This is a genomic window from Rhodococcus sp. 008, assembly GCF_001682295.1.
Lineage (GTDB): Bacteria > Actinomycetota > Actinomycetes > Mycobacteriales > Mycobacteriaceae > Rhodococcus_F > Rhodococcus_F qingshengii.
In genome coordinates, this window is the sequence record NZ_CP012749.1 from 2,810,446 (window position 1) to 2,835,000 (window position 24,555).

The window sequence follows — 24,555 nt, forward strand, 5'->3', positions numbered from 1 at the left end:
AGGTAGGCAAGTCCGCAGAGGGGCTGCAAGGGTACCGTCGTTGATCGTGACGGACCCCTTGCAGCCCCTCGTCGATCTTCCAGGCGTACGCGCCGCCGCCGACCATGCGCGCGACGCTCTGGGTGAGGTTCATCGGCACAAGACCAACCGTCGCGGTTGGCCCACGACTGCCGCCGAAGCCGCGGTTCGCGCTGCGCGAGCCTCCGCATCGCTCGCCGGAGGCACCACCGAATTGCCGGCCGAGGGCATGGCCGGTGACCCGATTCTCGCGGGTGCTCTGCGCGTGGCTCAGGCTCTCGACGGCGACAGCCTTCCGCTCATGGAGTCGACGTGGAAGCGCGCCCCACTTCAGGCTTTGGCCCGGCTGCACCTGTTGGCCGCGGCGGATCTCGTCGAGGACGCAGATCAACTGGGGCGGCCACGGTCGGATCGCGGAGTGGGGGAGCGGTTGGACGCTCTCGCCCAACTCGTTACAGGCGGAACCAGTGCACCGGCACCTGTTCTGGCAGCCGTCGTACACGGAGAACTCTTGGCGCTGAGCCCGTTCGGCACCGCTGACGGCATCGTCGCCCGCGCGGCCTCGCGTCTGGTTGCGGTCTCGTCGGGACTGGATCCGCACAATCTCGGGGTCCCCGAGGTCAGTTGGCTTCGGCGGCCACAGGCGTACACGGACGGCGCGGCAGGATTCGCTTCGGGAAATCCGGCGGGCGTCGGCAGCTGGGTGATTCTGTGCTGTGGTGCTCTCGAAGCCGGTGCGCGAGAGGCGACTTCGATTGCCGACGCCGCTACCGGATAGTCCGGCAAATTGCGCCTGTCGGAACATAACGAACGGGCGGCGCTGCCGATAAATCGACTTCGCCGCCCGTCAGCACGGACTACTCGTTACCAAGCGTGCTCGGTGGGTTGTGTGGGTGGCCTCGGCGAGGGATCGCGCTTTCTGAGGTCGTCCCCGCAACCTGTGCGGGGTCCTCGCTCAAATTGAACGAATCTCGCAGGCCCACAACGCTTCTGCCCTTATAGTGGCTTGTGCTCCGCGTGGGTGCCCTAGTGCCCGTGCTAGGAATTTCGGTTGGGGAAACGGTCCTTCTCTTCCGAGCCGTTCCTGGCCTTCCGTTCTTCCGTAACTCCTTTGTACCCTGTGTCCGGGCTCACAGCAAGTACCAATTTTTGTTTGTGGGCCTTGGATTTCAGCGTTTCCGGCGCAGTAGCCCGAAGGTCATGGCGCCGGCCACCAGAGCTGCGATTCCCACCGCAGCAGTAGTGGCCACCGTGGTCGTGGACTGGGCCGACAATCGGGCACGAAGTGAGACCGGATTCGAGAAAGTCAGTATGGGCCAACCGTTTACGGCTGCTTCCTTGCGCAACGCTCGATCGGGGTTGACTGCGGTCGGATGTCCGACAGCCTCGAGCATGGGTAAATCCGTCACCGAGTCGGAGTAGGCGTAACTGGCGGCGAGGTCGTAACCGTACTCCGCGGCGAGTTTTTCCATGGCTTCGACCTTGCCGGGGCCGTAGCAGTAGAAGTCCACCTCGCCGGTGTAGTGGCCGTCTTCCTCCCTCATCGACGTCGCGACGGAATGGGTGGCGCCGAGGGCGCGGGCGATCGGTGCGACGATCTCTTCACCCGAAGCAGACACGACGATGACGTCGTGTCCACGCAGCTTGTGATCTGCGATCAGATCGGCCGCCTCGGCGAAGACGAGTGGATCGACGATGTCGTGCAGAGTCTCCGCGACGACGGCCTTCACCTGTTCCACGTCCCAGCCCGCACACATCGCCGTCAGATGCTCGCGCATGCGCTCCATCTGATCGTGATCGGCGCCGGACAGTAGAAACAGGAATTGCGCATAGCTGCTCTTGAGAACCGAGCGTCGATTGATCAGACCCTGTGCGAAGAATGGCTTGCTGAACGCCAGGGTGCTCGACTTCGCGATGATCGTTTTGTCCAAATCGAAGAAAGCGGCTGTCCGCCCGGTATTCAGTCCGTTCGCAGGCTTGTCGGTCACAGGATTGAGGATAGTCCGACAGGCGGTTCGTGTGCTCTTCGGCAAGCGTCCTCTTTCGGCGAAAAACAGCAGTTCAGTGCAGCTCAGGCTTGCATTTCTCGCCGATGGCGGGTGTAAGATCGTTGCTGTTCGATTCGTTCGAACTAGTTCAGCCCGACCCCCCGGGGCTGAACTCAGACGGCCCCCGCCTCCTCCCCCCATTGGCGGGGGTCGTCCTCTGTCTCAGGCCTGTTTCTCCCCAACCTCCCAGTTGTCCACAGGGTTGTTCGGCCCACTGTTTTCGGTGCCGGTGCTCGTTCAGGCTCTGCAGTCATGAACACGACGATCAGCTCTCAGGAAACCGGGGCTCCCATTCTGGTTCTCGTCGACGACGCGAAAATCCTCGCGAGCGTGCGACGCGTCGCTGCCGCGGTGGACCGCCGGCTGGACGAGGCCGAACATCCCGTGTCCCGGCAACAGTGGAACCGGGCCTCGGCGGTGGTACTGGACGCGTCGGCGGCGCGAGATGCTCTGGCTCGTTCCCCCAAGCGAACGCGAGTGTTCCTCGTATGCGACGGCACACCGACCGTCGACGATTGGAAGAGCGCCACCGCGATCGGAGCCGACAGCGTTCTGTCCTTGCCCGAGGAAGAGAACGCGCTGGTCGCAGTTCTGGCCGATCACGTAGACGTCAGTGGTGACGGCACCGTCGTGAGCGTGGTGGGTGGTTGTGGCGGCGGCGGAGCCTCGGCAACTGCTGCGGCTGTCGCGTTGACGTCGGCGGCACGTCACGTCCCGACGCTGTTGGTGGACGTCGACGCACTCGGTTCCGGCGCCGACGTGCTGTTGGGTATCGAGACTGCTCCCGGATTACGTTGGGGTGCACTGACCGTCGAGGGCGGGCGGTTGTCCCCGGATGCGCTGCGCGATGCACTGCCGGCAAAGGGAAAGTTTCTGAGGGTTCTGGCGAGCAGTCGCCGGGAGATCGACGGTCCGACAGTGACCGCCGTTCGCGCCGTGCTGGACGCAGGTCGCAGTTCCGGCGGGCTCGTGGTCTGCGACGTGCCACGTCATCCCAGCGAGGTAGGTCAGGCCGTGTTGGAGATGTCGGATTCGGTGCTCGTGGTGGTTCCGGCCACCGTGGCCGCATGCGTCGCGGCCGAGAAGGTCGGAGCCTGGGTGGTGCGACACAACTCCAACGTCGGTCTCGTCGTGCGTGGGCCGGCACCGGGAGGCCTACGCGGCGCCGATGTGGCAGACATGCTCGGCCTGCCCCTGACGGCCGTGATGCGCGGCCACCGATCGCTGGCGCCGATGCTCGAGCGTGGTGGCCTCGAATTGACCCGCGGTTGTCCGTTGAGTGCGGCGGCAACAGCGGTACTCGACGCCGTCGAATCCGGCGCACGCCCGCGCAGGGCTGCGGCATGAGTGCGTTGGTCACGGCCGAACTGCTCGACCGAGTTCGCGAGCGATTGACGGCGTCGTCGGTCGCCGAGCCGACGGCGGCCACCGTTGCCGATGCCGTGCGAGCCGAGTCCTCCGGCGTTCTGGCGGACACGGATCTGTTGGAGGTCGTCAGGGTGCTCCAGACGGAACTGACAGGTGCGGGGCCGCTCGAACCTCTACTGCACGAACCCGGGGTCGCCGACGTACTGGTGACCGCGCCGGATCAGGTCTGGGTGGACCGCGGGGTCGGCCTCGAAAGGTCGGGGGTCCGGTTCACCGACGAGGCAGCTGTGCGTCGATTGGCGCAGCGGTTGGCACTGTCGGCAGGTCGACGCCTCGACGACGCCCAACCGTGGGTCGACGGCCGCCTGCGGGGCGTCGGCGACGGGCACTTCGGGGTACGACTTCATGCCGTACTCGCACCCGTGGCCCAGGGTGGAACCTGCGTGTCACTGCGAGTGTTGCGGCCCGCGACCCAGGGTCTCGACGCGCTGTCCGCCCACGGCGCCGTGGAACCGGACGCGCGGGAGCTCCTCAATCGCATCATTTCTTGTCGCTTGGCTTTTCTGGTGATCGGCGGGACCGGTGCGGGAAAGACCACGTTGTTGTCCGCCATGCTCGGCGCGGTCGACCCGCGCGAGCGAATCGTCTGTGTCGAGGACGCGGCCGAACTGGCGCCGCCGCATCCACACGTCGTCCGCCTCGTCGCCAGAGCTCCCAACGTCGAGGGCGTCGGAGAGGTGACGGTGCGCGATCTGGTTCGGCAGGCACTACGAATGCGTCCCGATCGCATCGTCGTCGGTGAGGTCCGCGGCGCAGAGGTGACTGATCTGCTCACGGCGATGAACACCGGCCACGACGGCGGCGCCGGCACCGTTCACGCCAATTCGCCCGAAGAGGTGCCGGCCAGACTCGAGGCGTTGGCGGCGCTCGGCGGTATGGATCGCCACGCGTTGCACAGTCAACTTGCCGCGGCAGTTCAAGTGATCCTGCACGTGCACAGATTGGCTGACGGATCGAGGCGTCTCGAACAGATCGGTGTCATCGACCGCGGTGCGGACGGGTATGTACGAATCATGCAGGCGTGGCCGGACGGCGGTTCGGGTCGTGAGCGGCTCGAGCGGATGTTCCGGCTTCGCAATCGAGAGGTCGGGACGTGACGGTTTCCCTCTTGGCCTTCGCGTTGGCGGTCTCGATTGCGCCGGTGCGGGATTCACGTGCTCGGCTCGCCACGTACACCCCGAGCGTCCGCAAGTCCTCCCGGCAGATTCCGTGGCAGTTCGTCGCCGCATTTCTCGCGATTTCGGCCGCGTGGATCCTCGGAGGTCTTCCGGCAGGGTGTGCGGCTGTCGTCCTCGCCGGGACCCTGATCCTCCGTGGCCGACGCGCGAATGCAGCCGAAACCCGGGATCTCTCACAGAAGATGCTGCTCTCCGGTCTGGAGGTGCTGATCGCCGAGCTGAGCGTCGGCGCGCATCCTGCAGCGGCCAGTTCTGTTGCAGGCGAGGAATGTACCGGAGAAGTGAGTGCCGTATTCCGTTCCGCTGGGGCCAGGGCGCGTCTCGGTGGTTCTGCCGCAGCGGCCTTCGCGGTACCGGATTCGTGCATCGAGCGTGAGTTCTCCCGCATCGGATCCGTCTGGCGGGTCGCCGACCAACACGGGCTGGCACTGGCGGAACTACTCGGCGCCGTCCGGACGGACATGTTGGGACGTAGACACTTTCGTCAGCGTACCGAGGCCGGGTTGGCGGGCGCTCGGGCGACCGCTGCGGTGTTGGCCTTTCTCCCGCTGTTGGGGATCGGTCTCGGGCAATTGATGGGTGCTTCGCCGCTGCGCGTGCTGTTCGGAGGTGGGCTCGGCGGCGTGCTCCTGGTGATCGGAACCGCTTGTGTCTCAGCTGGTCTGCTCTGGACCGACCGGATAACTGCGAAGGTCACGTCGTGAGTTGGGCATCCGTAGCGATGATGGCGTTGGCGTTCGCGATCATTCCCGCTCGTCGCGGTGCTTCGGCCAGGGCGGCAGAAATTCTCTTCGCGGACACAACAACAGAAGATTCGGTTCCAGTCCCGGACAAGCCGGATCCACTCGCAGTTGCCGCAAGTCTCGACCTTCTCGGGGCCTGCCTACGAGCGGGGCTTCCCGTCTCCGCCGCGATCACAGCGATGGCGTCGACGGCACCGAAACCGATGGCCGACTCGCTTCGTCGCGTCGCCGACCTTCTGGCGCTCGGTGCCGATCCCGACGCCGCGTGGAGCGAAGCCGCTCTCGATCCCGATACCGAGGCGCTCGCCAGAATGGCTCGGCGTTCCGCCCGTTCGGGTTCGTCGCTGTCCTCATCCATGGCCGAACTCGCCGAGCGCAGTCGAGGTGACGCCGAGGATCTTGCTGCTGCCGCAGCCGAACGCGCGGGAGTGCTGATCAGCGGTCCACTCGGGCTGTGTTTCCTGCCGGCGTTCATCGCCTTGGGCATCGTCCCGGTGGTGATCGGGCTTGCCACGACTGTGCTCGGTAACGGCCTGCTGTGAGCCGGATCCGAGTGAAAGCTCCTGCGGCAGAAGTGCTGCCACAGGTTTCGATTGAAGGGGGAGAAATGATTTCGAAGACGTTGAGGACGGTGTCGGCCAGATTTGCGCTGTTGGTTGCCGAGGACGACGGCATGTCCACCGCGGAGTATGCGATCGGCACGATTGCGGCTGCCGCATTCGGTGCCGTCCTGTACACGGTTGTGACGGATAGTCAAGTGTTACGGTACCAAAATGGATGCAGTGATCTATTGCCGTATTTCGCAGGACCGCAATGGTGAGGGCCTCGGAGTTGAGCGGCAAGAGGCCGACTGCCGGATTTTGGCTCAATCGCTTGGCTGGAACATTGCAAAAGTGTTCGTGGACAACGATGTAAGCGCGTACGGGAGTAAAGCCCGACCTAGTTACATAGCAATGTTGCAGCACCTGGCGACTGGGTCCGTTGGTGGCCTGCTCAGCTGGCATACCGACAGGCTGTATCGCTCGGTCCCTGACCTCTCGGAACTGGTCCAGGTCTGCGAGGCGCACACGGTTGCGATCCGGACGGTCAAGGCAGGACCCATTGATTTATCTACTCCCACTGGAAGGCTCAACGCGACAATGCTGGCGAGCATTGCGCGCTACGAAGTCGAGCGATCTGCTGAACGGATCAAGAGTGCAAAGCAGCAGCAGGCACTCGACGGAAAGTTCAGAGGCGGACCTCGTCCCTTCGGGTATGAGGAAGGGGGGATGAAGGTTGTAACAGTGGAAGCCGATGCGATACGTGCTGCTGCGGAACACTTTCTTCGTGGTGGATCATTGATGTCAATCTCGAAGTTGTGGATGTCTACGGGTATTAGGACGGCACGAGGGAATGCGACGTGGACTGCTAGTTCGGTACGGAAGGTGCTCGCGCGCGCTCGGAATGCGGGGTTGATTGAGCAGGCAGGGAAGATCGTAGGCCCAGCGCAGTGGCCGGCAATTTACGATGTCGACACGCTTCATGCGATAAGGACTTTGCTGGACGATCCGGTCAGGCGGACCAGCATCTCTTACGAACGCGCACATCAGGGGAGTGGTGTCTATCTGTGTGGTGTCTGCGGTGCAACGATGTCAGTTTTCAGCATGGGTGGGCGGTCTGGGCGACAGAAGTATTTGGACTACCGTTGTTCGAACAAGCCGCATCTATCGCAGCGCAAGGAAGCGCTCGATGCGTTCGTCACCGATGTGGTGATTGCTCGACTGTCTCGTGAAGATGTCAGCAGCATGCTTTTGAGCGAGTCTGCACCGGATGTTTCAGCGCTTCGGATCGAACGAGACGTACTCGTCGCGAGAATGAATTACGCGGCGGAGGAATTCGCCAAGGGGTTGCTTGAAGGCACCCAGCTGACAACCGTCAACGACCAGATACGTCCGCAAATCGCGCGAATCGATCGCATGTTGGCTGGAGCACGTGAATCGTCTCCAGTGGCGCAAATGCTGTTGGCCGGCCGTGATTTGCGCCAAGCGTGGGAAGCGTTGTCGATGGACATGCGCGGAAAAGTGATCAAGGCATTGATGACAGTGACTGTATTGCCCGTCGGCAGCGGCGCAAAGGTCATCGGCGGCGGTCTTGACCGGCGGAGAGTGGAGATCGAATGGCGTGTCGGCGGTTGAACATGAAAGGCAGTGTTTCCGAGCATGTGCTGACATAAGCCTGCTCGGGTAGGTAGGTAACCGCGCGGTGTGGGGTTCGGCGATCTTTGTGGATTCTGTGACCGCTCGGACTGCCGCAGAAATGTGTAGTCGCTCACAACATGTAGGTTCAAGTTTTTCGCAGTGCATACGACTGACTGCGGTGATGCCGCAGGAAAGTCATGTGGTTCTACCTCCGATGCCTCTCTTTGCATCTCAATCATCTGGAATTATCGGAACGTATTGTGCATGATTTGGGTATCAACCGATCAGCGAATGGAAAACTAAATATGAATGCAAATATCTTGGATCTGATTCCAAGCAGTGAAGCAGGAAAAATCCTTGGTGTGACATCGAGGACGATCCGAAAATGGGTTAGCAAGGGAACCCTCCCTGGCTACAGGTCCGGATCACGGCTTGTCTTAGTTCCCAAGGTAGCGGTCCTTGCTCAACTCAGGGATGCTAAACAAAATTGACCGAGGCCGAGATTTTCGTCCAGCGACTTGTAGACGACGCACCACCGATTCCAGTCGGCCAACTGAGTACGATTGCTGCACTGCTAGGCGTTCGTGTGCACTGCCCGCAAGCGCAGCGGGTCGCATGATTCACCGAAGTCTCCCGACTGCGGCCGTGTCAGCGCAGTTATCCGGCTTGATCAGTGTGAATGATTTGAGATCGCTGGTCATCGGTCGACGGGTTACCGGGCATAAACGTCCTTCCGACTACCACATCTGCGTCGCTTGCCTCATGCAATTCTTTTTGCGGCAAGACCTGTCCCACCCGATATGAACTCAGAAAAAATCGTAGAAGCGCGAAGAGTGTAGTCAAACCTCTCGTGCTCACGAATTCATCGCGTAGATACGAAGATGTCCGCCAGGCCGGAACACTTGACGGACATCAATACAACTGAAAATTGGATCAATGCATTCTAACAAAACTCCCGTCACCCACCTAGTGCTATCGCAAGTGGTGGTGCAGTTCACGTGAGTTCAGGATTCAGTAAGTTGACATGGCAAAAGCGAGTACGCGGTGCGGACCTAACTCATGCCGAATTTCGCGTGCTAATGATCCTCTTCTCCTACTCGAGTGAGAACGGGCGAAATATTCGTCCGGGCAAGGAACGCATTGTCAGGGATACCCGCGCGTCGGAGCCAACCGTCAGGAAGGCACTCCGAGAATTGCAGCGCAAGGGCTGGATCGTCCTGACGGAGGAGGGTGGCAATCAGCACGGGAAGGGCAAGGCGAACGTCTACGCCCTCTCGACTCCGCGTCAGCGTTCGGAGCGCGGCGACGCCGACGACCCGAACGAACGTCACGAGCTTGAGGGTGTCAAGGGAGTAAATAGCTTTCCGGAAGGGGGTCAATCATTTTCGGGAAGGGTGCAAATGGTTTACCCCCCATCAGATCACTCATCAGATCACTCATCAGATCATGGGAGTTCCCGTAGGGGATCGATGACGATCGGTGCGGGATCAAACTCAGCTTGGAAACCTAAGCCGGACGTTGTCGAGCGATACAACGCCAGTCCCAATGTCGATGACTTCAGCGAAGCCGAACAGCAAGAGATCCTCGATTACTTCGAAACCGAACTTGACTGCCTGGACAGCTGGGAGCAAAGCACAGCCGAAGGCATGCTGGCCTCTGGCCAGCGGACCTACTCGATCGTCAACATGATCCGTAAGCAACGAAGTCCAGGTAACTCACCAATGAGTCACCCAGGTCTCAGACGATCCCGGCATCCACCGGTCCCAAGCCATCTTTGAACCAGATGCCAGTAGCTGCTGGTCGACACTGTCTCTACACACCCCCTTCCTTAAATGGTTTCCCCCGGAACTGCGTTCGCCTGATGTTGTTTTCTCAGACGCGCATCTGGACAGAGGGGCGCGGTCGCCCAGCGACCGATAACAACCCGACTATCCACACCTGACCGCCTGAATCGAACTGATGACTCTTACCGGCATTCCGCCCCAGCAACCAGACGACGTGCGGGGCTGGCTCACATTCACCGAACCGCTGCCTGCTCCTTTGCAGAACGCCGAAGACAGCACCCTCGAGAACGATTTTGCGAGCCGTCATCGGCACCGAATCCGTCCGGCAACGCCAACCGAGTGCGCACTTCTCTCCCATCTCGGCTACGTGGTGCCCGACGGCTTAGTGACCGTCGTGGACTACGTGACCTCGACAGTGCGTCGCCGAACTTGGCCCGCTCTCGCAAAGCAACGACCCTCAATCGACCCGACCAAAAAAATCGAAGGCTGACATGAACACCGACACCACCGCACAAGCTGCCGAAACCACTCTCACAGCAGGACCTACGGCTGACGAAAACGCCACACCAGCACCTCGGCCTACCCCCGCAGGCGTGGCGCCCTCAAAAGCGGGGACAGAAAACACCGATTCCAGCGGATCAGGCAACTCAGAAGCCGCCCGACGACGTGTCCAGTTGCGCGAAGTGGAAGCCGAACGAAACGCACTGAGAACTCGCATCGAATCGTTACAGTCCGCCGAAATTGCCAGGCTTGCAGCACCGGGCCTTGCCCAACCTCTCGACCTGTTCGACATCGGCGGCATGACCGTTGCCGACTTGCTCACCGACGAAGGCGACGTGGACCCAGACAAGGTTTCCGACGCGGTGGCTGACCTTGTGACTGCACGGCCAGGACTGTCCAATCCCGCGCGCGTGCAGGCACAGCAGCAGCGCTACATGGACTTCGGCCAGGGCGCAGGCAATCCCGGTAGTGGTCCCCGCGCGGCGAGTTGGGGAAAGTTCCTTCGCGGCTCCTGACAGGTAAACATCTGGAATCCAGGAAAACCATCAGGGACAATAAAAGGGCAGGGCGTTCGAGACAGGTTTCTCACGCTCTGCCCTGACAAACCCTTGTGGGCAACTCTGTGAGCCTGTGGCCGCCGAGAGTCAATCTAAAACTCTTTAGCCACAAGGCATCTCATGAACAATTCTGTCAACTCTTCGTCCCTGCTCGCTCCGAGTCAAGTTGCCGAACTGCTTATTCAGCCCGTCATCGGTGAATCGGTTGCAGCGCAGGTAAGCCGGGTCATTCTTTCCAACACAAATTCTCTGCGGGTACCGATCGTTACCGATGACCCCAGCGCGGCGTGGGTCCCAGAAGGTGGCGAAATCCCCATCAGTGACCTCGAGGTGACCGAGCTGGAAATCCCAGCCCTCAAGCTCGCGGGACTGACGATGATTTCCAATGAACTCATTGCAGATTCAGGCCCAGATGTTGCCGCCGAAGTCGGTCGGGGCCTTGCCCGTGACCTTGCTCGTCAACTCGATGCTGCGTACTTCGGTACAACTGTCACGAACGGCCCGTCGGGTCTAGCGAGCCTTTCCGGAATCCAGTCAGTCGTTACGGCGGGGGCATTCGAAAACCTTGACCCATTCAGCGAGGCGCAGGCTTTGACGGAGACTGTCGGTGCCACCGTCGGTGCATTCGTGACTTCTCCGCAGGTTGCGTTGCAGCTTGCCAAGCTCAAGACCGGGTCGGGTAGCAACGCTCCGCTGCTCGGCTCAGACCCGACGCAGCCCACCAAGCGAGTCATTGCAGGTGTGCCACTTGTTGTTTCACCTAAGGTTGAAGCGAACGCGGTGTGGGCGATTCCAGCTGAACGCGCAGTCGTCACGATCCGCCAGGATGCAGATATTGCATCTGACGGATCTGTTGGATTCACTTCTGCGAGGACCGCGGTGCGCGCGATCATGCGTGTCGGGATCGGCTTCCCTCACCCGGCTGCCATCGTCAAGATCACCCAGACGCTGTGACAACACCAGGCCGGGAGGGACCGTTAGCTGTAACGTGCACGGTCCAAGCCCCCTGGTTGATCGCATACCAAGGTAGTCAGGTTGGCGCGGGCACCGTCGTTGAGTTGCACCCCAGCACCGCCGAAAGGTGGGTACGCAACGGGTGGGTCCGCCTCTGGACTGGCGAAAATACGCCGGCCACGGTCGAACCCGATGCACTCAAGCCCGCGCCGAAGTCTCGACCCGCGGCAGCGCGTCGATCGAAATAGCAATCCCCACAGTGCGTAGACCTACCTTCCTGCGACCTGTGTTGAGGGAGTTTCCCCCTTTTACTCCCGCGGGTGCCTGCTCGAGGACTATCCAGCGCACCGAAGCCCCGCCATTTCGTCATGGCGGGGCTTTGGTGTATCCAGGCTCCACATCGGCCGTCGCAAGTGCGATCAGTTCGCCTAGGTGATCATCGCTTCGAACTGGAGCCTGATTGCGGCGTATTGCTCTGCTTGTCCGCGGATTGCTTCCAACCTGGCACGTCCAAACTCCTTCTGGGCAAGCGAATCTTCCGCCTCAACTAGGTGCTGTTCAGCCCTGTCGCGGGCCTCGTCGGATGCCTGCCATAGACCTTCTCGCCGACGACCTGTCGCTCTCCGCTCTGCTCGCCGCTCAGTGCCCCGTGCCATGTCACCGAAAATGCCCACTACCGACTCCCTTCCGATTGACTGACCACGCACGCTACTTGCGGACGAGCCAAAACGGAAGAGTGTTGCGTCGAATTGATCTGCTGCACTGCATAACTCGAATGATCTAGGACAGGGCGGGGGACCTCCCTCCCCCTGCGCAGTCCCTCTGCGCAACACTCACTGGCTCGCGGCATGTACGGGTTTCCAGGAATTTTTGTGCAGGTCGAAGAACACTCAAGCATTCATCGCGCGCCATCGGCCGGTCGTTAAAACGGCATGTCTTCCGGCGTGAAGAGGTGGTCGTCACTGGGATCGGGCCATCTATTTGTCGGCTTAATGAAACGCACGTACGGCGCCCTGATCGGGATGCCTTCGACCTCTTTCAGATCTAAAATTTCGTCGTCATACGTGAAGAACACATCTACCCCAGCGAGTACTGCAGATGCCAGATGGATTGCATCGCAGGTCCTTAGTTTGTTCTCAAAGACGATTTCGCGAGCCTTGCGGGCGACCATGCGATCGAACTCGACGAACATCACCGAGGGGTTTTCCAGCTGCGCGAGGATCCGCGCCTCTTTCTCCGGGTTTGGTGGGTCTTGCTTGGTTTGACCTAGGACTTCGACCAGAATCAGCGGTGAAGCATGCAATGCGTAAGCATTTGATTCACCGTCACGTATGACCTTGTCGATGACGCTCCACTCGCCCTCGTCGCATTCGCGCGTGATGTAGCGAATATAGACGCAGGCGTCCAGGTAGGCGGTCGTGTACAGATCAGGTTCTGTCACGCGATTGCCTCACGTAATCAACAGCATGTTGGCCGCCGATGTATTCGGGCGAGGACCCGCCTAGATCAGTGAGCTTCGGCCCGCTGCCCCATTCCTCCAGTACCTCGATATTGCGAAGGTCGACACTGACTGGCGCAGATCGGTAGTTTCGCTCAAGAATTCCGTAAATTAGGACTCGATGTTTGATCGCTGCGCGGACAGCTTCAAAGTCCTTCTCGCTGAATCTCACTGTGACGCGGTGGTTTCCACGTTCTGTCCACATGTGCGCTTCGTTCTTTTTTCGAACGGTCAGCGTTTCAATCGTTCCAGTGACACTGCCCAGGCTCTTGGTCTTCTGATTGACGACCGTTCGAATATTGCGCGCTGACTGTGAACTGACTCGAACGTGAAGATTCTCGCTACCGGGGATGCTAATTTCCGTTCCGGCCGGTGACGCTGCGCCCAGGTCGTAGGCGGCCTTACGGGCTTTTTCGACGGCGGTCGTTGGCCAATAGTCGGGTATTTCCGCTGCGCCCTCGGTGACTTGGAATCCGCGAATCAGGTTGCTTAGGGACAGTTCAATGGTCTGGTCGCTGTCATCGTCTGATCGAAGTGGGGAGAACGTAGTCGCAATACTGTTCAGTTCCAGTTGCGAGAGTCTCCACCGAGTGTGTCCAGCGTGGCCCTCTGGACCCTCTGAAAACTGCTGTAGTTCCTTGATCAGGTCGAGTAGCGAGGTGAGTCCAGACAGCGCCTTTGCGGCGTCAATCGTTTCCGGCGCGCCGGCTACGTAGACGGACAAGTTGGGCAGCGGTGTCTCGTCGTGCTTGAGCATGAGTCTTCGCCACCCTTCTAGTTCCGTGCAGTCTGACCCGAGCATAGGACAAATATGAAAGCGGGGCGGACGATCGGATCAGGCAGTTTGCAATCTATACCGGCTGGTCGGGCCAGATAAGTGCGTTGTCTCTGCGATCAGATGGATTGATGTCTACAAATATTATTGTGATGATAATCACGCAGCGAGGCAGAGTTAATCGTTTGGAACACGGTAGGCTTCACTTACGCTTCGCTCCAGTGAAGCCTACTCGTAATTGGGGCGAAAAATGTCCGTTTTGCCCGATTTTTTGAGGTGGGCGGACGATTTGCGTTTTCAGCGCTTGGTTGTCTCATCGATTTCATGTGCAACGATTAACTCGGAGAAACGGAAAAGCCCCGGAGATGCCGAGGCAGTCAATCCGAGGCCAGACCTGCATGGGGATGCATGGAGAAGGCTACACGCTATGGGGGAATTCGTCCCTCCAGGGTGTGGGTTTGATGCCGTCCTCCTGGGATTGAAAGGGGTGGGAATATGGCAACACGCGTTATTCGTGTCGTTCGTATCACTCGCACCGTCCGCATCACGCGCGGACACTGATTAGCATCCAAATGGTCCTTGTCCTTTGCGGCAAGGGCCATTTGGCGTTTGCGATGGCTGGTGGCGGTGTCGCTCAGTTGGGGCGGGGGCTTCGGATGGGCCCTGAAACCTGACTTTCGTACCACCGAACGAGTTCGTCGTGCGGGATGGTGACTCGGCTACCGAGTTTCACGAATCCGAGACGACCAGCTTTGACTTCCTTCTGTATGAAATCTTCGGACATGCCCCCGACCGCTCGACCTGCCGTGACGTATGAGTACGCAATCGGGGGGTGTCCGGTGTTGTCTTGCATGATGCTTCTCCAGATCCTTCTGCCAGTCGGCCAGCTTCTCATTGAGGGAGAGTGGTGTTCGACGCTCGCCGATTCATGGTTGTCGCGTTCGGTTCAGGCTTCGTTGTAAGCGTTCGGCGTTTGCGGGGCTCCCGAGGAGGTGACCTGTTTCCCGAAGCGAGTTCCATTCGTTGATCGGGACAAGGACTGCGCTGCCGTGCTTAGTCACAATCTCAACGGGAAGCTGGTCTTCGTTCACTTCCTTGATGAGTTGAGACAGTTTCTTAGCAGCGTCTTTCGCCCTGATCGCCATGTGTTTACTGTACCTACTTTATGTCTATATGTGCACGTCAGAGGCCAAATGGAGGATGATGCATGAGTCTTGCGTGCACGAATAGGCTGTGCCGCAGTGTGGTTTCTTTCGATCGGTAGCAGAGGTACGAAGTGTCGAAGAAGAGATCGGGTAAACGCCTCTGCTTGGAACCTCCCAAGCAACCTCCCAAAATTCCGCCGACCGCTGTTCCGCTCCACGACGAATGGCCCCCCACGCTTGAGGGCGTGAGGAGCTGTTCGTTGACCTCGCAGCCGATGATCAGTCAGCCGGGAGGCTCCTCTGGCCAGGACTCAGGGGATTGTCAGCACTGCAACTGGATGAGGTTGGTTTGCGTCGAACTCTCACAGATAACGACGTGAAATGAAGGGCAGCCGAAAACCGGGGCGGGGTATGCGCTCGGCTGAATGCAAAAGCGCAATGGCGACCGGATCGGTTTGGCGCTCGTCGACTGCAAACGGGCAGTTGTGGCCACCGGCGAGTAGCCGAGCGAGTTGGCGATATTCACCAGGGAAGTTTGCTGAAAGAGGAATGCGCCCTGGGTGTCGAAAGGTATCGAATTACGTTGCAGCCAAGTCTATTACGAAAACAACGGCGAGGTGATTCTCAAGCCTGTCGGTGCAGGTGCGTATAGACTTCGCTCAGGGTTCATGTCGGGTCGCTTCCGGTGTGAGCTTTAGGCGCTGTCCGGGGACTGCAATCCTCGGTCAGGCCGTCTCTTTTGAGACAGTGCTATTTATACTTCCGTTGTCACTGGCGACTCCATTGTCTCGGCGCTGACAGGCATCATCGACAAGGCGCTCAAGACAGCTGTGTGATGTTGTCCACGAGAGGTATTCGGCAAGCCGACGACGGCGCCGTGACGGTGGAGGCCGCGATTGCTCTGGCTTCGATCGTCACGGTGGTCGTGCTGTGTGTCGGTGGAGTCCTGGCGGTGTCGATGCAGGTTCGGTGTGTCGACGCCGCTCGTGAGGCCGCGCGGTTGGTGGCACGTGGTGATCGTGAGTCTGCGGTCGCCACGGCCCGCCGGATCGCACCCGAAGATGCGTCGATCTCGGTGGAGATCGTGGACGGCTTTGCGGTGGCCGTTGTCAGCGCCGAGAGTGCGTTGCTGCCGTTGGTCGACATTTCTTCCGAGGCGGTGGCAGCAGTGGAGTCGGGAGTGGAGGAGGGGTGAACCTACGTGACGACGAAGGTGTTGCCACGGTTCTGGCGTGCTGCGTTCTGGCGGCGATGGTGATGGTGACCGGTGGGATGCTGCATGTCGGTTCCGCAGTGGTGGCTCGGCACACGGCTCAGTCGGCCGCTGATCTTTCGGCTCTCGGCGGTGCGGGCGCCTTGGACGGCGGTGACGAGTCGGCGTGTGAGATGTCCGCGGTGATCGCGGAGCGGATGCGTACGGTGCTCGCGGAGTGCGAGGTGCAGGGTTGGGATGTATTGGTCGAGATACGCGCACCGGTGTTGTTGTCGGGCTTCGGGATCGGGGATGCGCAGGCTTACGCGCGTGCGGGTCCGGTCAGCTGATCGTGTCGATCACGGCGGTCAGAACCTTCACCGCGCCGTCTTTGTCGAGTGGGTCGTTTCCGTTGCCGCACTTGGGTGAATAGACGCAGGACGGGCAACCGTGAGCGCACTCGCAGGAGAGTATGGCGTCGCGCGTCGCGGTGAGCCATCGGGACAGTTCGCTGTGCCCTCGGTCGGCGAACCCGGCGCCGCCGGCATGACCGTCGTAGACGAAGACGGTCGGGAGTCCGGTGTCCGCGTGCATCGCGGTGGACACTCCGCCGATGTCTCCGCGGTCGCAGATCGCCACCAGTGGCAGCAGGCCGATTGCGGCATGTTCGGCGGCATGCAGTGATCCGGGGAACCGTTCGGGCGGGACCCCGATTGATTCGAGGAGTTCCGGCGTGACCGTGTACATCACTGCCCTGGTGGGCAAAGTGTGTGCGGGCATGTCGAGTTCGATCGAGTCGAGGACTTCACCCGAAGTCAACCGTCGTAGGTACCCGACGACTTGATGTGTCACCTCGACCTGGACGAGAGCGACGGCGATGTCGCCGTAGTTCTTGTGCTCGAGTTGTTCGGTGATCGTGATTTCGGTGGTCTCGCGAGCCGAGGTGGTCCAGTCCGGATTCTCGGTGTGCACCAGTGCGAGTCCGACGTCGAGGTCCAGTTCGTCGACGACGTAGGTCTCGCCTTGATGGATGTGCACGGCGCCGGGATGAACTGTGGCCGGAGCGCGGCCCGCGTCGACAGTGCCCAGCATCCGGCCGGATTCCCCGTCGACAATGGCCACCTGAGTTCCGATGCCGCCGCGAATGTCCAAAGAGCCGTGGGGGTTCGAATCGGCGGTGACGAACCATCCGTGCTTTCGGCGCCGGATCTTGCCTTCCTCCGACAGCCTGGTCAGAACCTCGAGAGCCCCGAACGCGTCCACCTCGGCATCGGAAAGTGGGAGTTCCATTGCAGCGCAGAGAAGTTGTGGTCCCAGGACGTACGGATTTCCGGGATCTGTCACCGTCGCCTCGACGGGTTTGTCGAGTACCGCTGACGGATGGTGAACGAGGTAGGTGTCGAGTGGATCGTCGCGGGCGATCAACACGACGAGTGAACCCTCACCGCGTCGCCCGGAGCGACCCGCTTGCTGCCAGAACGAGGCGACGGTGCCCGGGAAGCCTGCCACGACAACGGCGTCGAGGCCTGCGATGTCGACGCCGAGCTCCAGTGCGTTGGTGGTGGCTGCGCCCAGCAGTGTGCCGTCGGCGAGTGCAGCTTCCAGTTCGCGTCGGTCCTCGGCCAGATATCCGGCGCGATACGACGCGACTCGCTCGGCGAGGTCCGGGTCCACCTCGGCGAGTAGACGTTTGGTGGCCATCGCGGTCAGTTCGGCGCCGCGGCGGGAGCGGACGAAGGTGAGAGTGCGGGCGCCTTCGATCATGAGGTCGGCCATGATCCGCGCGGCTTCCGCGCCCGCGGGACGTCGTACCGGGCTACCGTTTTCGCCGGTCAATGCCTCGAGTAGCGGCGGCTCCCACAGCGCGACGGTGCGTGGGCCGTGCGGCGATCCGTCTTCCGTGACCTCGGTGCAGTGTGCGCCTATGAGCCGCGAGGCCGCCGCGCCGGGATCTGCTGTGGTCGCGCTGGCCAGGATGAAGGTGGGTTCGGCTCCGTAACGGGCTGCAATTCTGCGTAATCGCCGGATCACGAGCGCGACGTTGGATCCGAAGACTCCCCTGTAGGAGTGGCATTCGTCGATGATCACGTATTTCAGGTTGCGGAAGAAGTGTGCCCATCGCTGATGGGTTCTGAGCAGAGAAATGTGGATCATGTCGGGGTTGGTGAAGAGCCAGCGTGAGTTCTCACGTGCCCAAGTGCGGAGTTCCTGCGAGGTGTCGCCGTCGTACGCACTGGCGTTCGTGCTGCGAAGTTCGACGTCGAAGTCGGTGAGGGACAGCACTGCTCGCAGTTGATCCGAGCCCAGCGCTTTGGTGGGGGAGAGGTACAGGGCTGTTGCGAGCGGATCGGTCGCCATGGCCGTCAGCACCGGGAGTTGGTACGCCAGTGACTTACCCGACGCCGTACCGGTGGCCACGACCACGTGTTTTCCGGCGTAAGCGAGGTCGGCGGCCTCACTCTGGTGGATCCACGGGGACCGCACGCTGTGCTCGGCGAGCGCACGTACGACGCTGGGGTGCACCCACTCCGGCCATTCGGTGAACTCGGCTACGCGAGCAGGTAACTGCGCGGTGAACATCAGTGGTTTTTCGCTTCCACTGACCCCGGCGACGACCCGATCGAGCAGCATCTGCCCGTAGGTCTCGCCAGGCTTCCCTCCCGGGGCGGGGATCGGGGAAGGTGCGTTCACGTGACTCTCCGGGCTCGGCGTTGGGGTGTGGCGGCAATCGGAAACTGTCGCTACCTGCAGTTTTGATGATACGCAACGGTCGGCGGTCTTGGTGGAACCGGGTGCTCGGCGCGCGCGCGGGAAACCACGATCGTGGGCTGTTTTTCTCGTAGCGAACTTTTAACGTTTTTAGTTCCCTTTTCGACTGTTGTGCACGCGGAGAACATGGTTGACTGACAATCGGTCGCAGCTTCTGTGTTCGTAGGCTTGAGAAAGTGCACGCTCGCAGGATCGTTGTTGCGGGCGCGGTGCTCTGCCTTTCCTGAGGGGGAAATAAAGACGTACAGCGGTCGGAACCGGCCCGGTGGACTGTAAGGGCTGTTCACCGAATCCGGTGTTAGAAAGAGAAGGAAAAGCATGGCACAGGGCACTGTGAAGTGGTTCAACGCTGAAAAGGGCTTCGGCTTCATCGCTCCCGAAGACGGTTCCGCAGACGTCTTCGTTCACTACTCCGAAATTCAGGGCAACGGCTTCCGTACCCTCGAGGAGAACCAGCGTGTGGAGTTCGAGGTCGGCCAGGGCACCAAGGGTCCCCAGGCTACCGGCGTTCGCGCGGTCTGATTTTTCCGCTCACTCGCTGAGCGATTAGTTCGGACAGTATTTGTCCCCCATCGCATCCGTGCGGTGGGGGACAAATCTTTTCGGGCTGAGCCAGTCTTTCTCTGTCCGAGGTAATGCACGCAGCTGTCCGACCACGGCCGGTCGTCTATGCCGTCAGTACCTTCGTGGCTTACGTTTCACTCTGTGAGCCAACTGTCCTTTTTCTCTGCCGAGTCGATTCCACCTGCCGTGACGGACCTCGCCGGAATGCTGGCCGGACCGGGGCAGGTCGTGACCTCGGAGGATCGCGCGCGGATCTCGATCGTCGTGGATCGGGACTGGAGAGCACAGGCCGTTGCCGAGTTGATCGCGCAGTGCGGACTCGGGGCCGAGGTGACGCGTAGCGAAGAAGGCAGCCCACTCGTCCGAACTCAGTCGACGCCCGCACTCCTTCCGCTGTCCGTGCAATGGACCAAGGGAGCAGTGAAGGCGGTGCCGGTCGGGTGGGTTCCTAATTCTCGCCAACTCCGAGTGTGGGCCGTCGCCGCCGGCCGACTCGAAGAAGGCGGTGAACGATTCGTGTTCGGCCTCGACCCCCATGCGAAGGAGACACACGCACCGCTGGCTCAGGCCTTGATGAGGGTTGGTATCGCGCCGACTCAACTGGGTAACCGGACACCGGGTCCGGGGCTCCGTGTGTCGGGAAAGAAGAGACTGACAAAGCTCGTCGAATACCTCGGTGAGGCGCCGAAACACGTCGACACCTCGGTCGCCTGGCCGCACGTCTGACAGAGCTGATGCCGCGTGTCCAACGGTGCTGATGTCGCGTGTCCGACGGAGCCCATACTGTACTGATCTGCACGAATGTCTTGCGGGTATGTCACTCTGTAAAGAGAGACACGGGGTATAACTTGCTCCACACGTCTAGTTCTGAAGAACTGCCGACGGCAGTGAACGTCCAAAGGAAGGCTCGGGCAGCAGGTGGCTAAAGCGGACAACGGCAGCGGTCAGGGAGCGTCCGGTAACCCTCGTCGCCTCGTGATCGTCGAGTCACCGACCAAGGCGCGCAAAATCGCTCCCTACCTCGGTAAGGACTACGTCGTCGAGGCATCGGTCGGTCACATTCGCGACCTCCCGCGCGGCGCAGCGGACGTTCCGGCCAAGTACAAGGGCGAGTCGTGGGCCCGTCTCGGCGTCAACGTCGATCACGACTTCGAGCCGCTCTATGTCGTGAGCCCGGAAAAGAAGGGCAAGGTCGCCGAACTCAAGTCTCTGTTGAAGGACGCCGACGAGCTCTTCCTCGCAACTGACCCCGACCGCGAGGGCGAGGCAATCGCCTGGCATCTCCTCGAGACTCTCAAGCCCAAGATTCCGGTTCGTCGAATGGTCTTCCACGAGATCACCGAGCCGGCAATCCGTGCTGCCGCCGAAGACACCCGCGAACTCGACACCGACCTCGTCGATGCTCAGGAAACCCGCCGCATCCTCGACCGTCTCTACGGTTACGAGGTCAGCCCGGTTCTCTGGAAGAAGGTCATGCCGAAGCTCTCGGCCGGCCGCGTCCAGTCGGTGGCCACTCGCGTCATCGTCCAGCGTGAACGCGAGCGGATGGCGTTCAAGTCGGCGTCGTACTGGGATATTTCCGCGACGCTCGACGCCGGTGCAGAGGCCAGCCCGCGTAGTTTCGGTGCGCGCCTGGTCTCCGTCGACGGTTCGCGTGTCGCCTCCGGTCGCGATTTCGGAGCTGACGGAAAGCTCAAGGGCAGCGCCGTCACCGTGCTCGACGAGGCGTACGCGCGTCGTCTCGCGGAAGCGTTGCAGGGCGTCGACCTCACGGTTTCCTCCGCCGAGGACAAGCCGTACACGCGCAAGCCTTACCCGCCGTTCATGACGTCGACGCTCCAGCAGGAAGCCGGACGCAAACTTCGTTTCACGTCCGAGCGTGCAATGCGCATCGCACAGCGTCTGTACGAAAACGGCTACATCACCTACATGCGTACCGACTCGACGACTCTCTCGGAGTCGGCGATCGCTGCCGCTCGTGCGCAGGCCACCGAGTTGTACGGTCCGGAATACGTGCATCCGACGCCGCGTCAGTACACCCGCAAGGTCAAGAACGCGCAGGAAGCCCACGAGGCGATCCGCCCCGCCGGCGACGTGTTCCAGACCCCGGGTCAGCTGCACTCCAAGCTCGATTCCGACGAGTTCAAGCTGTACGAACTGATCTGGCAGCGGACCGTCGCTTCGCAGATGGCCGACGCCCGCGGTACGACGTTGACGCTTCGCATCTCCGGCACGGCAGGCACCGGCGAGGACTGCACGTTCTCCGCTTCGGGTCGCACCATCGTGTTCGCCGGCTTCCTCAAGGCTTACGTCGAGAGCGTCGACGAAGAGGCCGGCGGTCAGTCCGACGACGCCGAATCCAGGCTTCCGGTGCTGGTCAAGGGTCAGGAAGTCACGGCCACCAAGCTCGATCCGGACGGGCACAGCACCAACCCGCCCGCTCGCTACACAGAAGCCAGCCTGATCAAGACGCTCGAAGAACTCGGCATCGGCCGTCCTTCGACCTACTCGTCGATCATCAAGACCATCCTCGATCGCGGATACGTCTACAAACGTGGCAGCGCGCTGGTTCCGTCCTGGGTGGCGTTTGCCGTCATCGGGCTGCTCGAGGTGCACTTCGGCCGGCTGGTCGACTTCGATTTCACGGCAGGAATGGAAGACGATCTCGACGCGATCGCCGGTGGCCGTGAGCAGCGTGGCAACTGGCTGAGCAGCTTCTACTTCGGCGGCGAGACAGGCGCTGAAGGTTCGGTCGCCCGCGAGGGCGGGCTGAAGAAGATGGTCGGTGTCAATCTCGAGGAGATCGACGCTCGCGAGGTCAACTCCATCCGACTGTTCGACGACGCCGAGGGTCGCGAAGTTCACGTGCGCGTCGGCCGGTTCGGCCCGTATCTCGAGCGCATGGTTCAGAACCCGGACGATCCCGAAGGCGATTTGATCTCGCAGCGGGCAAATCTTCCCGATGACCTGCCACCGGACGAGCTCACTCCCGAGTACGCCGAGAAGTTGTTCTCGACGCCTCAAGAGGGCCGCAAGCTGGGCGTCGACCCGCTGACGGGCCACGAGATCGTCGCGAAGGAAGGCCGCTTCGGTCCCTACGTGACCGAGATCCTGCCCGAACCGCCGGCCGAGCCGGAACCGGACATCGTTCCCGTCACCGCTCCCGAGCCGGAAGAAATCAGCTCGGGCAGCACCAAGACTGCGGTGAAGAAGGCCGCGGCCAAGAAGGCGCCTGCGAAGAAGGCTGCCAAGAAGGTCGCAGGCCCCAAGCCGCGGACCGGATCGCTGCTCAAGTCCATGGACTTGGCGACGATCACCTTGGAAGATGCGCTGCGTCTGCTGTCGCTTCCGCGCGTCGTGGGTGTCGACCCCGAATCGAAGGAAGAGATCACCGCGCAGAACGGCCGTTACGGTCCGTACCTGAAGAAGGGCACGGACTCACGCTCGCTCGCCAACGAAGAGCAGATGTTCACCGTCACGCTCGACGAGGCCCTCAAGATCTACGCCGAGCCGAAGCGTCGTGGGCGTCAGGCGTCGGCAACGCCTCCGCTGCGTGAGTTGGGCGTCGATCCGGTCAGCGAGAAGCCGATGGTGATCAAGGACGGCCGATTCGGTCCGTACGTCACCGACGGCGAGACCAACGCCAGCCTTCGCAAGGACGACGACGTCGAATCCATTTCCGATGCTCGGGCGTCGGAGTTGCTGGCTGATCGTCGTGCGCGCGGCCCGGTCAAGAAGAAGGCAGCAGCCAAGAAGGCTCCGGCCAAGAAGGCCGCTGCCAAGAAAACAGCCGCAAAGAAGGCCCCGGCAAAGAAGGCCGCCGCCAAGAAGGCTCCGGCGAAGAAGGACTCGTAAGGCTTCGTCGGTGCCGACGGTTAGGGTTTTTGCATGAGTACTGAAGTGGCCGAACGAGGTGTGTTCGGTCGGCTGGTGGGTCAGCACGACGTCGAGCAGAGCCTGCGTGATGCTGCACTGTCGGCTCGTGGCGATTCCAGCGGCTCGGAGATGACCCACGCGTGGCTCTTCACCGGGCCACCCGGCTCTGGTCGTTCGGTGGCTGCTCTCTGCTTCGCCGCTGCCCTGCAATGCACCTCCGACGGTGCACCAGGGTGCGGTGAGTGTCATGCGTGTACGACGACGATGGGTGGAACCCATGGTGACGTACGACGGATCATCCCCGACGGCCTGAGCATCAGCGTCAAAGGCATGCGCGAGATAGTCAACATCGCTTCGCGTCGACCGACGACGGGGCGGTGGCAGGTGATCGTGGTCGAGGATGCCGATCGTTTGACCGAAGGCGCAGCCAACGCCCTCCTGAAGGTTGTCGAGGAGCCGCCGGACCGCACGGTCATCCTGCTCTGCGCGCCGACGACCGATCCGGAAGACATGTCTGTCACCCTCCGATCGCGGTGTAGGCACATGCCGTTGGTGACGCCGTCCGTCGAATCGATCGCTCAGGTGCTGATCGACCGCGACGGGCTGGATCCGGAACGGGCGAGAATCGCCGCATCGATCAGCGGCGGACATGTCGGCCGGGCTCGGCGTCTCGCCACCGACGAGAGCGCGCGCGACGAGCGTCAGCGTTCGCTTCGACTTGCCGCAGACGCGATCGGGGCTTCGACGGCGTACAAGGCCGCAGAGAACTTGGTGAAGTCGATCGAGGCTGACACCAAGGCGTTCTACGCCGAACTCAAGGAACAGGAGCTCGAGGAGCTCAAGGTTTCCTTGGGTGGTGGTGGAACCGGCAAGGGAACAGCCGGGACTCTGCGCGGATCGGCTGGTCTGATCAAGGACCTCGAAGCGCGTCAGAAATCGCGCGACACCCGGGCCCGCCGCGATCTTCTCGACCGGACGCTGATCGACCTGGCCGGCATGTACCGGGACGCGCTTTCCTATTCGCTGGGGTCGACGTCGACGGCGACCCATCCCGACATGGCTCGGCAGGCCGCCGAGTTGGCTGCGCGAACGTCCCCGGAGGGGTTGCTCAAGTGCATCGAAGCGGTGCTCGAATGCCGCGAGGCCGTCGACTTCAACGTCAAGTTGCAGTGGGCGCTCGATGCGATGGTTGCCTCCATCGGAGCCGCTTTCCGACCCCCGTTTTCGCGATCCGGGGGTTGACCAGATAGACTCGCCACCGCCGAAAGGCACGCTGCCTTAGCTCAGTCGGTAGAGCATTTCACTCGTAATGAAAAGGTCGAGAGTTCGATTCTCTCAGGCAGCTCAG

The 24,555-nt window shown here is 61.4% G+C and carries 23 protein-coding genes, 1 tRNA gene and 1 pseudogene; 20 read left to right on the plus strand and 5 right to left on the minus strand.

Annotated elements, in window-relative coordinates; translation table 11 throughout:
- Positions 1 to 46: 46 nt before the first annotated feature.
- Positions 47 to 796, plus strand: coding sequence for a hypothetical protein (locus AOT96_RS13165; protein ID WP_020905979.1), 750 nt, complete (start codon positions 47 to 49; stop codon positions 794 to 796).
- A 391-nt stretch (positions 797 to 1,187) separates the two neighbouring features.
- On the opposite strand, the gene AOT96_RS13170 is transcribed toward AOT96_RS13165, so the two are convergent.
- Complete coding sequence (locus tag AOT96_RS13170; protein WP_003946123.1) at positions 1,188 to 2,006, minus strand: HAD-IB family hydrolase; 819 nt, start codon at positions 2,004 to 2,006, stop codon at positions 1,188 to 1,190.
- A 312-nt stretch (positions 2,007 to 2,318) separates the two neighbouring features.
- On the opposite strand from AOT96_RS13170, the gene ssd reads away from it, so the two are divergent.
- The 11 genes from ssd (at position 2,319) to AOT96_RS13220 (ending at position 11,388) form a co-directional block, all read left to right on the plus strand.
- The gene (gene ssd, locus AOT96_RS13175) at positions 2,319 to 3,413 is read left to right on the plus strand and encodes a septum site-determining protein Ssd (RefSeq protein WP_065351839.1); all 1,095 of its coding nucleotides are present in this window, start codon (positions 2,319 to 2,321) and stop codon (positions 3,411 to 3,413) included.
- Entirely contained in the window at positions 3,410 to 4,591 is a 1,182-nt protein-coding gene (locus AOT96_RS13180) for a TadA family conjugal transfer-associated ATPase (RefSeq protein WP_003946116.1), read from the plus strand. The genes ssd and AOT96_RS13180 overlap by 4 nt, the downstream gene beginning before the upstream one ends.
- Positions 4,588 to 5,376 (plus strand): type II secretion system F family protein, encoded by a 789-nt coding sequence (locus AOT96_RS13185; RefSeq protein ID WP_065351840.1) that lies wholly within the window; start codon positions 4,588 to 4,590, stop codon positions 5,374 to 5,376. The genes AOT96_RS13180 and AOT96_RS13185 overlap by 4 nt, the downstream gene beginning before the upstream one ends.
- On the plus strand, positions 5,373 to 5,957 hold the full coding sequence (locus AOT96_RS13190) for a type II secretion system F family protein (protein WP_007732447.1): 585 nt from the start codon (positions 5,373 to 5,375) through the stop codon (positions 5,955 to 5,957). Before AOT96_RS13185 ends, AOT96_RS13190 begins: the two co-directional genes overlap by 4 nt.
- A 68-nt stretch (positions 5,958 to 6,025) precedes the next feature.
- Positions 6,026 to 6,235, plus strand: coding sequence for a DUF4244 domain-containing protein (locus AOT96_RS13195; protein WP_442978617.1), 210 nt, complete (start codon positions 6,026 to 6,028; stop codon positions 6,233 to 6,235).
- Positions 6,189 to 7,589: a recombinase family protein gene (locus AOT96_RS13200; protein ID WP_065351842.1), complete on the plus strand. Its 1,401-nt coding sequence runs from the start codon at positions 6,189 to 6,191 to the stop codon at positions 7,587 to 7,589. The genes AOT96_RS13195 and AOT96_RS13200 overlap by 47 nt, the downstream gene beginning before the upstream one ends.
- Before the next feature lie 308 nt (positions 7,590 to 7,897).
- The gene (locus AOT96_RS35290) at positions 7,898 to 8,083 is read left to right on the plus strand and encodes an excisionase family DNA-binding protein (RefSeq protein WP_156779002.1); all 186 of its coding nucleotides are present in this window, start codon (positions 7,898 to 7,900) and stop codon (positions 8,081 to 8,083) included.
- A 507-nt stretch (positions 8,084 to 8,590) separates the two neighbouring features.
- Positions 8,591 to 9,370 carry a helix-turn-helix domain-containing protein gene (locus AOT96_RS13205; protein WP_156778945.1) on the plus strand — a complete coding sequence of 260 codons (780 nt, stop codon included), beginning with the start codon at positions 8,591 to 8,593 and terminating at the stop codon, positions 9,368 to 9,370.
- Positions 9,371 to 9,551: 181 nt separating this feature from the next.
- Positions 9,552 to 9,866 carry a hypothetical protein gene (locus AOT96_RS13210; protein WP_065351844.1) on the plus strand — a complete coding sequence of 105 codons (315 nt, stop codon included), beginning with the start codon at positions 9,552 to 9,554 and terminating at the stop codon, positions 9,864 to 9,866.
- Between the two features lies 1 nt (position 9,867).
- A complete protein-coding gene (locus tag AOT96_RS13215) occupies positions 9,868 to 10,392 on the plus strand; it encodes a hypothetical protein (protein ID WP_065351845.1) in 525 nt (174 codons plus the stop codon).
- A gap of 162 nt (positions 10,393 to 10,554) precedes the next feature.
- Positions 10,555 to 11,388 (plus strand): phage major capsid protein, encoded by an 834-nt coding sequence (locus AOT96_RS13220; protein WP_065351846.1) that lies wholly within the window; start codon positions 10,555 to 10,557, stop codon positions 11,386 to 11,388.
- Positions 11,389 to 12,310: 922 nt separating this feature from the next.
- Here AOT96_RS13220 and AOT96_RS13230 read toward each other — a convergent pair.
- From AOT96_RS13230 to AOT96_RS36555, 3 genes are all read right to left on the minus strand, one after another.
- Entirely contained in the window at positions 12,311 to 12,829 is a 519-nt protein-coding gene (locus AOT96_RS13230; protein WP_065351848.1) for a type II toxin-antitoxin system VapC family toxin, read from the minus strand.
- Positions 12,816 to 13,643 (minus strand): hypothetical protein, encoded by an 828-nt coding sequence (locus tag AOT96_RS13235; protein WP_156778946.1) that lies wholly within the window; start codon positions 13,641 to 13,643, stop codon positions 12,816 to 12,818. Before AOT96_RS13235 ends, AOT96_RS13230 begins: the two co-directional genes overlap by 14 nt.
- A 944-nt stretch (positions 13,644 to 14,587) precedes the next feature.
- Positions 14,588 to 14,806, minus strand: coding sequence for a type II toxin-antitoxin system prevent-host-death family antitoxin (locus AOT96_RS36555; RefSeq protein ID WP_083197620.1), 219 nt, complete (start codon positions 14,804 to 14,806; stop codon positions 14,588 to 14,590).
- A 749-nt stretch (positions 14,807 to 15,555) separates the two neighbouring features.
- Here AOT96_RS36555 and AOT96_RS36030 point away from each other — a divergent pair.
- From AOT96_RS36030 to AOT96_RS13250, 3 genes and pseudogenes are all read left to right on the plus strand, one after another.
- Positions 15,556 to 15,642 (plus strand): annotated as a pseudogene (locus tag AOT96_RS36030) (DUF4244 domain-containing protein); the annotation flags it as partial.
- A complete protein-coding gene (locus AOT96_RS13245) occupies positions 15,642 to 16,001 on the plus strand; it encodes a TadE family type IV pilus minor pilin (RefSeq protein WP_047270007.1) in 360 nt (119 codons plus the stop codon). The pseudogene AOT96_RS36030 and the gene AOT96_RS13245, both read left to right, overlap by 1 nt.
- Positions 15,998 to 16,348, plus strand: a complete 351-nt coding sequence (locus AOT96_RS13250) for an Rv3654c family TadE-like protein (RefSeq protein ID WP_064689115.1) — start codon at positions 15,998 to 16,000, stop codon at positions 16,346 to 16,348. The genes AOT96_RS13245 and AOT96_RS13250 overlap by 4 nt, the downstream gene beginning before the upstream one ends.
- Here AOT96_RS13250 and AOT96_RS13255 read toward each other — a convergent pair.
- Complete coding sequence (locus AOT96_RS13255) at positions 16,341 to 18,629, minus strand: DEAD/DEAH box helicase (protein ID WP_003946107.1); 2,289 nt, start codon at positions 18,627 to 18,629, stop codon at positions 16,341 to 16,343. The genes AOT96_RS13250 and AOT96_RS13255 overlap by 8 nt on opposite strands.
- Positions 18,630 to 19,085: 456 nt before the next feature.
- Between AOT96_RS13255 and cspE the strand changes: the two genes are divergently transcribed.
- The 5 genes from cspE to AOT96_RS13280 all read left to right on the plus strand — a co-directional run bounded on the left by cspE (position 19,086) and on the right by AOT96_RS13280 (position 24,552).
- Positions 19,086 to 19,289, plus strand: a complete 204-nt coding sequence (gene cspE, locus AOT96_RS13260; RefSeq protein WP_003946117.1) for a transcription antiterminator/RNA stability regulator CspE — start codon at positions 19,086 to 19,088, stop codon at positions 19,287 to 19,289.
- Positions 19,290 to 19,472: 183 nt separating this feature from the next.
- Positions 19,473 to 20,057 carry a hypothetical protein gene (locus tag AOT96_RS13265; protein ID WP_003946106.1) on the plus strand — a complete coding sequence of 195 codons (585 nt, stop codon included), beginning with the start codon at positions 19,473 to 19,475 and terminating at the stop codon, positions 20,055 to 20,057.
- Between the two features lie 192 nt (positions 20,058 to 20,249).
- Positions 20,250 to 23,186 carry a type I DNA topoisomerase gene (topA, locus tag AOT96_RS13270; protein WP_003946104.1) on the plus strand — a complete coding sequence of 979 codons (2,937 nt, stop codon included), beginning with the start codon at positions 20,250 to 20,252 and terminating at the stop codon, positions 23,184 to 23,186.
- A 33-nt stretch (positions 23,187 to 23,219) separates the two neighbouring features.
- Positions 23,220 to 24,449 (plus strand): DNA polymerase III subunit delta', encoded by a 1,230-nt coding sequence (locus AOT96_RS13275; RefSeq protein WP_019746652.1) that lies wholly within the window; start codon positions 23,220 to 23,222, stop codon positions 24,447 to 24,449.
- Positions 24,450 to 24,479: 30 nt separating this feature from the next.
- Positions 24,480 to 24,552 (plus strand) — tRNA-Thr (locus AOT96_RS13280).
- The last annotated feature ends 3 nt before the right edge of the window (positions 24,553 to 24,555 follow it).

Coding starts and splice junctions, on each gene's coding strand:
- AOT96_RS13255 (WP_003946107.1), bottom strand. CDS start 18,629: ATGCTGCTCGATCGGGTCGTCGCCGGGGTCAGTGGAAGCGAAAAACCA.
- AOT96_RS13215 (WP_065351845.1), top strand. CDS start 9,868: ATGAACACCGACACCACCGCACAAGCTGCCGAAACCACTCTCACAGCA.
- AOT96_RS13210 (WP_065351844.1), top strand. CDS start 9,552: ATGACTCTTACCGGCATTCCGCCCCAGCAACCAGACGACGTGCGGGGC.
- AOT96_RS13235 (WP_156778946.1), bottom strand. CDS start 13,643: ATGCTCAAGCACGACGAGACACCGCTGCCCAACTTGTCCGTCTACGTA.
- AOT96_RS13180 (WP_003946116.1), top strand. CDS start 3,410: ATGAGTGCGTTGGTCACGGCCGAACTGCTCGACCGAGTTCGCGAGCGA.
- AOT96_RS13220 (WP_065351846.1), top strand. CDS start 10,555: ATGAACAATTCTGTCAACTCTTCGTCCCTGCTCGCTCCGAGTCAAGTT.
- ssd (WP_065351839.1), top strand. CDS start 2,319: ATGAACACGACGATCAGCTCTCAGGAAACCGGGGCTCCCATTCTGGTT.
- AOT96_RS35290 (WP_156779002.1), top strand. CDS start 7,898: ATGAATGCAAATATCTTGGATCTGATTCCAAGCAGTGAAGCAGGAAAA.
- AOT96_RS13200 (WP_065351842.1), top strand. CDS start 6,189: ATGGATGCAGTGATCTATTGCCGTATTTCGCAGGACCGCAATGGTGAG.
- AOT96_RS13275 (WP_019746652.1), top strand. CDS start 23,220: ATGAGTACTGAAGTGGCCGAACGAGGTGTGTTCGGTCGGCTGGTGGGT.
- AOT96_RS13245 (WP_047270007.1), top strand. CDS start 15,642: ATGTTGTCCACGAGAGGTATTCGGCAAGCCGACGACGGCGCCGTGACG.
- cspE (WP_003946117.1), top strand. CDS start 19,086: ATGGCACAGGGCACTGTGAAGTGGTTCAACGCTGAAAAGGGCTTCGGC.
- AOT96_RS36555 (WP_083197620.1), bottom strand. CDS start 14,806: ATGGCGATCAGGGCGAAAGACGCTGCTAAGAAACTGTCTCAACTCATC.